Raw genomic sequence first — 10,276 nt, forward strand, 5'->3', positions numbered from 1 at the left:
TTCGGATTTGTTTTTCTCGTAGCGGTTCCACGCTTTTTCATGAAAATAAAAGACGACGGTATTGACGATGGGTTCGATCAAAGCGACCGCGCTGGAAACGCCGATACTGCCGGTCAAAATATAGGCGACACTAAATGCGACGCTGAAATGCAAAATAGCAAATGTAATGGTTTTAATCATGCTGTTTTCCTGATACATTGATGTTTTAATAGCTACATAATAATGATTATCAACTAATACGTATATTTTAAATCCTTTATCTTGATTTAGATTTTATAAATCGATATTTTATTTCTGATAGGAATTTTATGAACCCGCTCCATATTGTCGTCCTCGACCGCGATACCCTCGTCAACCGCACATTTGATTTTGATTTTCCACATACATTGAGTAGCTACGGCACAACCGAAGCGCACGAAACGCTGGAGCGCATCCGCGGCGCGGACATTGTGATTACCAACAAAGTCGTGATTTCCGCCCAAGCATTTGCCGAAAATCCACAACTCAAGCTGGTTGCCGTTACCGCGACAGGCGTCAACAATGTGGACGTTGAAGCTGCCAAACAAAACGGCACGGCAGTATGCAATATCCGCGCTTACGGCAATGAATCCGTGGCAGAACACGCGTTTATGATGATGATTACCCTGATGCGCAACCTGCCTGCCTACCAGCGCGACGTTGCGGCAGGCTTGTGGGAAAACTCGCCGTTTTTCTGCCACCTCGGCGCACCGATGCGCGATTTAAACGGTAAAACGCTGGCGATTTTCGGTCGCGGCAATATCGGTAAAACGCTGGCAACTTATGCTCAGGCTTTCAAAATGAATGTCGTGTTCGCCGAACATAAAAATGCCCAAAGCGTTCGCGACGGCTATGTTTCCTTTGACGAAGCCATCCGCTCCGCCGATGTCGTGTCGCTTAATTGCCCGCTCACGCCGCAAACGGCCAACATGATAGGCGAAGCCGAATTGCAGCAAATGAAACCCGGCGCCATCCTCATCAACTGCGGACGCGGCGGCTTGGTTGATGAAGCCGCTTTGGTTGCAGCGTTGAAATACGGCCAAATCGGCGGGGCAGGTTTTGACGTGTTGACACAAGAGCCGCCACGCGACGGCAACCCTCTGCTGAAAGCCCGACTGCCCAACCTCATAGTCACGCCACACATTGCATGGGCAAGCCAAGAGGCCGCCAACCGTCTGTTTGACATCCTTTTGGACAACATCAACCGCTTCGTGGCCGGTAATCCGCAAAATCTGGTTTAATCTATGGAAAACCTGTTGATAAGGTTGTGAATAATTTTAAAGGCCGTCTGAAATATTCAGACGGCCTTTATTAATCCTTATTTATTTCATAAAGTTATCTATCAAATAGGTTAAATCGTTTCATTCTTTGTTGTGGATAACCCTATAAAAAGGCCGTCTGAAATACTCAGACGGCCTTTTGTTTGCTCAGGCAAATTAAATATCGTATGTGGTTGAAGCGGTATCGCCGCCTTTGCCGGTCCAGTTGGTATGGAAGAACTCGCCGCGCGGTTTGTCGGTACGCTCGTAAGTGTGCGCGCCGAAGTAGTCGCGTTGCGCTTGCAGCAGGTTGGCCGGCAGACGCTCGGAAGTGTAGCCGTCAAGGAAGGTAATGGCGGAAGCCATGCAAGGCATCGGAATACCGCACTCGATCGCTTTGGCCACCACTTTACGCCATGCAGGCAGACAGGTTTCCAACACGTCTTTGAAATAAGGATCGGAACCCAAGAAGACCAAATCAGGATTGGCTTCGTATGCGTCGCGGATGTTGCCCAAGAACGCGCTGCGGATGATGCAGCCTTCGCGCCACAAGAGGGCAGTGTTGCCGTAGTTCAATGCCCAATCGTTGTTTTCGCTGGCTTCGCGGATGAGCATGAAGCCTTGTGCGTAGGAGATGATTTTGGATGCCAACAGCGCTTGGCGCAGGGCTTCGACCCATGCGGCTTTGTCACCGTCAACGGGGGTAACGGTTTTGCCGAACAAGCGGCCGGTTTGAACGCGTTGGTCTTTGAACGCGGATACGCAGCGGGCAAATACGGCTTCGGAAATCAGCGTCAACGGGATACCCAAATCGAGGGCATTGATGCCTGTCCATTTGCCTGTGCCTTTTTGACCTGCGGTATCGAGGATTTTTTCAACCAAAGGTTCGCCGTTTTCATCTCTGTAACCCAAAATCGCGGCGGTAATTTCAACCAGATAAGAATCCAGTTCGGTTTTGTTCCACTCGTTGAAGATTTGGTGCATTTCATCATAAGACAGGCCCAAACCGTCTTTCATGAATTGGTACGCTTCGCAAATCAACTGCATATCGCCGTATTCGATGCCGTTGTGCACCATTTTGACGAAATGGCCTGCGCCGTCGCGGCCGACCCAGTCACAGCAGGGTTCGCCTTGCGGGGTTTTGGCGGCAATGGCTTGGAAGATGGGTTTGACGGCGGGCCATGCGGCTTCGTCGCCGCCGGGCATGATGGACGGACCGTGACGCGCTCCTTCTTCGCCGCCGGAAACGCCCGCGCCGATAAAGCGGATGCCTTTTGCCGCCAGCTCGTGGGTGCGGCGGGTGGAATCGGGATAGTTGGCGTTGCCGCCGTCAATAATAATGTCGCCTTGTTCCAAAAGTGGGACAAGTTGCTCGATAAAGTCGTCAACGACAGAACCTGCGCGTACCATCATCATGATTTTGCGCGGTTTTTCCAATTTATCCACTAAATCTTGCAATGAATAGGCACCGATAATGTTGGTGCCTTTGGCTGCGCCGTTGAGAAAATCGTCTACTTTAGCGGTGGTCCGGTTGTACGCCACGACTTTGAAACCGCGATCGTTCATATTCAAAATCAAGTTTTGACCCATAACAGCCAAGCCGATGACGCCGATATCGCCTTTCATTGATGGAAGCTCCATTATTAATTTAATTTATCAGCCGTAACTCTATCTGATTTACAGAGGTTTAACAATCCTTAACTATCTAATTTTTTGAAAAGATACCTTTACGTTGCAGGCTTTGGCTGCGCGATGGGAAAACAAACTATAAATAAGATTTTAAATAATAAATAGATGATTATATTGAGTCGCGCATTTGTTTGTGTATAACTTTTATTCCTTTTTTAGTTCAATAAGTTGAATGCTAATTTTGGATGCGGATAAACCGCTGTTTGTCTTGTTGGCAGATGTGGATAATTTTGACATTTGGTTTGGCTCTGTGCATAACTTTCCGGCTATACACACAGCCTGCCGGTTTTATACCGAGCCCGAACGGAACTGTATGACGAGATAAACAGTCCAATCGTTTTTCATGTTTCAGACGACCTTTTGCATGTTTTATTCCTATTAAAGGTCGTCTGAAAATATCTCATCAAAAGGGAGTAGATATGAAATTTTCCTTTGGATTAAACCTGTTGGCAGTTTTGGTTTTGGCGGCGTGCGCGCACCAGCCTATGCAGAAACCTGATGCCGCGCCTGTGCCGACGGCTGTGGATAACCACGCGCCGGAACAAGGGACGGGGCTGACCGAGCAGAAATTGATCCGCGCCAAACATTATATGGCGGCGTCTGCCAATCCGTTGGCGACCGAGGCGGGATACGAGGTTTTGAAACGCGGCGGCAGCGCGATAGATGCGATGATCGCCATGCAGACGACCTTGGGCCTGACCGAGCCGCAGTCTTCCGGATTGGGCGGCGGTGCGTTTTTGGTGTATTGGGACAATAAGGCGAAAAAGCTGATAACGTTTGATGCCCGTGAAACAGTGCCGAAAGCGGCAACGCCAGAACTTTTCTTGGACGAAAACGGCAAACCGATGGGCTTTATGAAAGCAGTGGTCGGCGGCCGTTCGGTCGGTGTGCCGGGGATTCCGAAGCTGCTGGAAGATGTCCATAAGCGTTACGGCAAATTGCCGTGGGCAAGTTTGTTTAAGAAACCGATTACTTTGGCGGAACAAGGTTTTGCCGTTTCTCCGCGTATGGCGAAATCCATCGAGCAGAATCTGGAACCCTTGCAACGTTATCCGCAAACCGCCGCCTATTTCCTGCCTGACGGTAAGCCTTTGGCAGCGGGAACGGTGTTGAAAAACCCTGAATTTGCGCGTTCCGTACGCCTGTTGGCGGAAAAAGGCAGTGCGCCGTTTTATCAGGGAATGCAGGCGCAGAATATTGTCCGTGCCGTTACCGGTGCTGTGGATAATCCCGGCAAAATCAGTATGGCGGATTTGAAAAACTATCAAGTTATCGAGCGTCAACCGGTTTGTGCGCCGTATCGTAAATATGAAGTTTGTGGCATGGGTGCGCCAAGTTCCGGTGCCATCGCTTTGGGGCAGATTTTGGGCGTATTGCAAAATCAGGATATGAAGGCGTTGGGTGCGGAAAATATCCACAGTTGGCGCTGGATAGGCGATGCGTCGCGGATTGCTTTTGCCGACCACGATTATTATGTCGGCGATCCCAAGTTTGTGAACGTTCCGACCCGCGCCATGATTTCTCAGGCTTATTTGAAACCACGTGCCGAAGAAATCCGCAAAGCTGACAAGGCCTTGGAAACTATTCAGGCAGGCAAGTTCGGCAAGGAATACGCGCAAGGCATGGCGGTCGAGCTACCGTCCACCAGCCATTTGGTGGTTGTGGATAAAGACGGCAACGTTGTATCGATGACGACTTCGATTGAAAACGCATTTGGTTCGGGTCTGATGGCAAACGGTTATCTGCTTAACAATGAATTAACTGATTTTGCCTTCAATCCCGTCGGCGCGGACGGTAAAACAGTAGCAAACAGCGTGGCGGGCGGCAAACGGCCGCGTTCTTCGATGGCGCCGACCATTGTGATGAAAGACGGAAAACCTTATATGGCGGTCGGTTCACCGGGCGGCAGCCGCATTATCGGTTTCGTTGCTAAAACGTTGGTGGCGCATATCGACTGGGGTATGGACATTCAGACGGCAATCTCCCTGCCGAATATGCTCAATCGCGGCAGCCAGTATGAGATCGAGGATAAAACCGCGGCGGCGGATAAAGCGGCTGCGTTGGAAAAATTGGGCTACAAAGTCCAAATCCGCGATTTGAATTCCGGCGTACAAGGGATTTTAATCGGCAAAGACGGTTTGCTTGGCGGTGCCGACCCGCGCCGTGAAGGCAAGGTCATGGGCGATTGATTTTATCGGTTTTACATGCAAAGGCCGTCTGAAACCTAGTTGTTCAGACGGCCTTTTAGTTTGGGAAAATATATGGATAAGATGTGTATAAGAATAGAGTTAAATTTTAATATTTTTATTTTTCAATAAGATAAAATAGATGAATATGTGGATAATTATTTGTGGAAAACGACATAATTTAGGCCGTCTGAAAGGTTCAGACGGCCTTTGCATTGAACTGCGTTATCTATTTTCTATTTGGCTGCCGGCAATTCGTGAAAAGCGGTGGGCAAGTCTTCGTCATCGGCAAACTCAACCCATTCGTAAGCGGTTTCATCTGCCAAAACGGCACGCAACAGCGCATTATTGATGGCATGACCTGATTTGTAACCTTCAAATGCGCCGATAATCGGATGGCCGACAATGTACAAATCGCCAATTGCATCAAGAATTTTGTGGCGGACAAATTCATCGGGATAGCGCAAACCTTCCGGATTCAAAACATCCATGTCGTCAATCACGATGGCATTGTTCAAATTGCCGCCCAGTCCGAGATTGTGGGCGCGCATCATTTCCACTTCGTGCATAAAGCCGAAGGTACGGGCGCGGGCAATCTCATCGATATAGGATTTTCCTGCAAAATCAATCTCGAAAGTAGGTGCGCTGCGGTTGAATACGGGATGGTCAAATTCGATGGTTAAATTAACTTTAAAGCCGTCATAAGGCGTAAAGCGCACCCATTTTCCGGTTTCTTTGATTTCAACGGGTTTGAGGATTCTCAAAAAACGTTTTTGGGCTTTTTGATCTACCACGCCTGCATCTTGTAAAAGGTAAATAAACGGCAGGCTGGAGCCGTCCATAATCGGAATTTCAGGCGCGTTCAATTCAATCAAGGCATTGTCGATGCCATAGGCAGACAGAGCCGACATAATGTGTTCAATTGTGCCGATGCGCACACCTTTATCGGTAACGATAGTGGACGACAGGCGCGTATCGTTGATGAGGTAAGGCGTAAGTTTGATGGTTTCGCCCATTTCGCCGTCCAAATCGGTACGGCGGAAGGAAATCCCACTGTTTTCAGGCGCGGGGTGCAGGGTCAGCGCGACCCGTTCGCCCGAATGCAATCCGACGCCGGTTACGCTGATGGATTTTGCCAAAGTTCGTTGCAGCATAAACCGTCTCCTTAGTAATCATTGGTTTGATGTTTGGATAATACGATAAAAAGGAAAAAATAATCCATTATTTTTAATAGTATTTGCTAATGTAGGCGTTTCAGAACCATAGATTTTTCAGACGACCTTTTGTACCGGTAAGATTATCCACAATATGCCGTGTAATCCGAGTGGAAAAATCTGATTTTATCCACAGAAATATTCAAACGATTACAGATTATCCGACTTTGTTCTCACACAAAACAAAACTTGAACGCAGCCTTTAAATGAATACAACAATTTGATTATACAATCAGTAATCAGGTTATTCACAAAATAGGGACGTACTCATCATAATCACCATTTTTTTAAATAATTACATATTAATTTTGAAAACAGGCCGGAATTTATCCCCAAATATGGGAGCAAACCGTACCAATCTGTATTTTCAGACGACCTATTTCACGGTTTTTTTATTTAAATCAAACATTTTAAAAGTAGCGTCGTGTAATTCTAGGTAGTAGTTTTATTTCAGGATACAATAGCCCTTATTGAAATTTATCCCTTTCCCTACTGACAGGAGTAGCAAAATGAGTATTAAAGTAGCGATTAATGGTTTTGGCCGCATCGGTCGTCTGGCATTGCGTCAAATTGAAAAAGCCCAAGGTATCGAAGTCGTTGCTGTTAACGACTTGACTCCTGCCGATATGCTGCTACACCTCTTTAAATACGACAGTACTCAAGGCCGCTTTGAAGGCTCTGCCGAATTGAAAGATGATGCGATTGTTGTTAACGGCAAAGAAATCAAAGTATTTGCCAATCCTAATCCTGAAGAATTGCCTTGGGGCGAGCTGGGTGTGGACGTTGTCCTCGAATGTACCGGTTTCTTTACCAATAAAACTAAAGCTGAGGCCCATATCCGTGCCGGTGCGCGCAAAGTTGTGATTTCTGCCCCTGGCGGCAATGACGTGAAAACCGTTGTATACGGCGTAAACCAAGATATTTTGGACGGCAGCGAAACCGTTATTTCAGCCGCTTCTTGTACGACTAACTGTCTGGCCCCTATGGCTGCGGTATTGCAAAAAGAGTTCGGCATTGTTGAAGGCCTGATGACCACCATCCACGCTTATACCGGCGACCAAAACACCCTTGACGCGCCACACCGTAAAGGCGACTTCCGCCGCGCCCGTGCCGCTGCATTGAATATCGTACCGAATAGCACCGGTGCCGCTAAAGCCATCGGCTTGGTTATCCCTGAGTTGAACGGCAAACTTGATGGCTCTGCCCAACGTGTTCCCGTAGCCACCGGCTCTTTGACCGAACTGGTTTCTATTCTCGAACGCCCTGTTACCAAAGAAGAAATCAATGCAGCTATGAAAGCTGCCGCCAACGATACTTTAGGCTACACTGAAGATCAAATCGTTTCTTCCGACGTTATCGGTATCGAGTACGGCTCACTCTTCGATGCGACTCAAACCCGCGTGATGACTGTTGGCGACAAACAATTGGTGAAAACCGTTGCTTGGTACGACAATGAAATGTCTTACACTTGCCAATTGGTTCGTACCTTGGAATTTTTTGCCAGCAAAATCTAAAAAATAACAGGCTGAATCAATCAATCTGTGGATAATTAAAAGGCCGTCTGAACATTTCAGACGGCCTTTTGTGTGTAGATAGATTTAATTTGCAATCAGATTGTGGATAGTTTAATCACTGTGGCACATTTGTTTTCTATCCTAAACTGTACTTCATAGTCCGCAATATTCATTACATAAATCCGTTCGGGAATATCTTGATAGGCAGGGCGAGGATCTTGGGCAATACTTTGCTCAATGAGATGTTTTTCTTCTGTAGATAAATGTTCTGCAAGCGTACTTTCTGCCCAGACTACGTTCAATTCTTCAGGTTTGCCGCTGACAAAGCCTGATGATGCGTCAGGTTTGGATTCGACAAACGGGATGTAGGGTTTGATATCCACTACCGGAGTACTGTCCAACAGGTCTGCACCGCTGCAATAGATGCGGACAGGTTTGCCTGTTTCGATGCGCTCGAGTTTCAGCAGGGATAAACCGAGATGATTAGGGCGATGCGGGCTGCGCGTGGCAAATACGCCCATTTTTTGTTTGCCTCCAAGCCGTGGCGGACGCACCATTTGCGCCCAACCTTCATCCAATACGCCGTGGAAAATAAAACTTATCCACACATAGTCGAAATCTTCCAATCCCCGAACGCTGTCTGCGGTAAATTCAGGAGTGAGTTCAATGCAAATTTCTGCTGCAGGAACCAAACCGGGTTGGCGGGCAATGCCGAATTTTTGTTTGTAGGGGGAATGAACGGTTGCAATAGGCGTAATCGAATAGGACATAATTTGTGGATAAATATTCTGTGCAAACTGTCATCATATCACAGATGTTTTCCCACATTTTGCGGTAGTAATTTGTTATAATACAAAGCATTTATTCCAAACACCCGTACATTGGCAATAAATGCTTAATTTGAATAATATAAAATAAAATCAATAGGTTATATTAATACATGATTGTTTCTATCGATGTAGATGCACAAAAAACGTTTACGCCTTTGTGCCCGAAAGAATTGCCTGTTGCCGAAGGTCATCTGATTGCGGATGAACTCAATGCCCAAGCTGCATTGGCGGATTTACGCGTGATGACGAAAGATGCGCATCATGCCGCGGCAAAATGGCTTGTGGATAATCCTGTTGATATGTTAAAACCGACGGGTTTGCCGGATGCGGATTTGACTTGGGTGTCGCATGCGATGGTTGGAACATATGGCTATGAGTTGTTGGATGGCCTGCCTTCAGCCAAAGAATACGATTATTGCGTTTGGAAAGGCGTTGATCCTGAGTTACACCCCTACGGCGCATGTTTTCATGATATTGAAGAAAAGCTCAGTACAGGTTTGATCGAATGGTTGCGCTGTCAAAATGCAGATACAGTCATTGTTGGCGGTTTGGCAACGGATTATTGTGTGAAGACAACGGTTTTACAGTTGCTTAAAGGCGGGGCTTGGAAAGTCATCGTTAATCAGGCGGCTTGCCGCGGCATTGCTCCTGAAACGGTTGAATCTGCATGGCAGGAAATGCATTCTGCCGGAGCAGTTATTTTAGAAAACGCCGAAGAAATAAAAAAATACATTAATAATCAATAAATTATATTTAAGATTCTGTTGTTTCACGTGAAACATTTTTCAAAATATGAAGATTTTACTTGTCCGCTTGTCTAGTATGGGCGATTTAATTCACACATTGCCCGCAGTTGAAGATTTGGCGCGACAATGTCCTGAGGTAGAGCTCCATTGGCTGTGTGAGGCAGGGTTTGCAGATATTGCCCGCTTGCATCCTTTTGTCAAAAAAGTTCATGTAATGAAATGGCGACAATGGCGCAAACACCTTTTTCAGGCTGAAACGTGGCGTGAAATAGGCCGTCTGAAAACGGATTTACAGGCTGAATCTTTTGATTTTGTTTTAGATAGCCAAGGACTGATTAAAAGTGCATGCTTTGCCAAAATGGCGAAATCCCCTATTTACGGATTGGATAAACACAGCGCGCGTGAAAGTTTGGCTGCCTTTGAATACAGTAAAACGTTTGCCGTGCCGAAAGGCAAAAATGCGGTCTGGCGAAATCGCGAATTATTCGCCCGAGTATTTGGTTATACAATGCCTGAGACGCAGGTGTTTGGTTTGTCGGTTCCTGAATCAGGCCGTCTGAAAAATTTGCAATTCCCTTATTACGTTGCTTTGCATGCAACCAGTCGCGACAGTAAATTATGGCCGGTAGAACACTGGCGTGCATTATTGAAAAAGTTGAATGAAGAACAACAATGCAATGTATATCTGCCGTGGGGAAATGAAACCGAAAAAATGCGTGCCGAGCAGATTGCAAGTGATTTACCGTTTGCTTCGGTTTGCGACAAAATGAATTTATTACAGGCTGCATTTTTATTGAAAAACGCAGAGGGTATTATTGGC

General features: G+C 46.8%; 9 protein-coding genes. 5 read left to right on the plus strand and 4 right to left on the minus strand.

Annotated elements, in window-relative coordinates:
* Positions 1-180: DUF2061 domain-containing protein (locus tag ACTHSP_RS13580; RefSeq protein ID WP_440346274.1), on the minus strand; the 180-nt coding region annotated here is incomplete at its 3' end.
* A 128-nt stretch (positions 181-308) separates the two neighbouring features.
* Between ACTHSP_RS13580 and ACTHSP_RS13585 the strand changes: the two genes are divergently transcribed.
* Complete coding sequence (locus ACTHSP_RS13585) at positions 309-1,259, plus strand: D-2-hydroxyacid dehydrogenase (protein ID WP_440346275.1); 951 nt, start codon at positions 309-311, stop codon at positions 1,257-1,259.
* Between the two features lie 195 nt (positions 1,260-1,454).
* Here the strand turns inward: ACTHSP_RS13585 and gnd are convergent, their stop codons facing one another.
* On the minus strand, positions 1,455-2,903 hold the full coding sequence (gnd, locus tag ACTHSP_RS13590; RefSeq protein ID WP_371464854.1) for a decarboxylating NADP(+)-dependent phosphogluconate dehydrogenase: 1,449 nt from the start codon (positions 2,901-2,903) through the stop codon (positions 1,455-1,457).
* A 482-nt stretch (positions 2,904-3,385) separates the two neighbouring features.
* Between gnd and ggt the strand changes: the two genes are divergently transcribed.
* Positions 3,386-5,155 (plus strand): gamma-glutamyltransferase, encoded by a 1,770-nt coding sequence (ggt, locus tag ACTHSP_RS13595; RefSeq protein ID WP_440346276.1) that lies wholly within the window; start codon positions 3,386-3,388, stop codon positions 5,153-5,155.
* A 233-nt stretch (positions 5,156-5,388) separates the two neighbouring features.
* Here ggt and lpxC read toward each other — a convergent pair whose 3' ends face one another.
* Positions 5,389-6,306: a UDP-3-O-acyl-N-acetylglucosamine deacetylase gene (gene lpxC, locus ACTHSP_RS13600; RefSeq protein WP_440346277.1), complete on the minus strand. Its 918-nt coding sequence runs from the start codon at positions 6,304-6,306 to the stop codon at positions 5,389-5,391.
* Between the two features lie 569 nt (positions 6,307-6,875).
* On the opposite strand from lpxC, the gene gap reads away from it, so the two are divergent.
* A complete protein-coding gene (gene gap / locus ACTHSP_RS13605; RefSeq protein WP_070749724.1) occupies positions 6,876-7,880 on the plus strand; it encodes a type I glyceraldehyde-3-phosphate dehydrogenase in 1,005 nt (334 codons plus the stop codon).
* A gap of 95 nt (positions 7,881-7,975) precedes the next feature.
* On the opposite strand, the gene tsaA is transcribed toward gap, so the two are convergent.
* A complete protein-coding gene (gene tsaA, locus ACTHSP_RS13610; protein ID WP_440346278.1) occupies positions 7,976-8,650 on the minus strand; it encodes a tRNA (N6-threonylcarbamoyladenosine(37)-N6)-methyltransferase TrmO in 675 nt (224 codons plus the stop codon).
* Between the two features lie 170 nt (positions 8,651-8,820).
* On the opposite strand from tsaA, the gene ACTHSP_RS13615 reads away from it, so the two are divergent.
* Together ACTHSP_RS13615 and waaC are read left to right on the plus strand one after the other, a co-directional pair.
* Entirely contained in the window at positions 8,821-9,456 is a 636-nt protein-coding gene (locus ACTHSP_RS13615; RefSeq protein ID WP_049351334.1) for a nicotinamidase, read from the plus strand.
* 46 nt (positions 9,457-9,502) lie between these two features.
* On the plus strand, positions 9,503-10,276 hold a 774-nt coding region (waaC, locus tag ACTHSP_RS13620; protein ID WP_440346279.1), incomplete at its 3' end, for a lipopolysaccharide heptosyltransferase I.

The organism is Neisseria sp. P0001.S005, assembly GCF_051963715.1.

What these genes read in the sequence shown, in the direction of transcription:
- ACTHSP_RS13585 (WP_440346275.1), top strand. Translation starts at nt 309, where the DNA reads ATGAACCCGCTCCATATTGTCGTCCTCGACCGCGATACCCTCGTCAAC.
- gnd (WP_371464854.1), bottom strand. Translation starts at nt 2,903, where the DNA reads ATGAAAGGCGATATCGGCGTCATCGGCTTGGCTGTTATGGGTCAAAAC.
- ggt (WP_440346276.1), top strand. Translation starts at nt 3,386, where the DNA reads ATGAAATTTTCCTTTGGATTAAACCTGTTGGCAGTTTTGGTTTTGGCG.
- lpxC (WP_440346277.1), bottom strand. Translation starts at nt 6,306, where the DNA reads ATGCTGCAACGAACTTTGGCAAAATCCATCAGCGTAACCGGCGTCGGA.
- gap (WP_070749724.1), top strand. Translation starts at nt 6,876, where the DNA reads ATGAGTATTAAAGTAGCGATTAATGGTTTTGGCCGCATCGGTCGTCTG.
- tsaA (WP_440346278.1), bottom strand. Translation starts at nt 8,650, where the DNA reads ATGTCCTATTCGATTACGCCTATTGCAACCGTTCATTCCCCCTACAAA.
- ACTHSP_RS13615 (WP_049351334.1), top strand. Translation starts at nt 8,821, where the DNA reads ATGATTGTTTCTATCGATGTAGATGCACAAAAAACGTTTACGCCTTTG.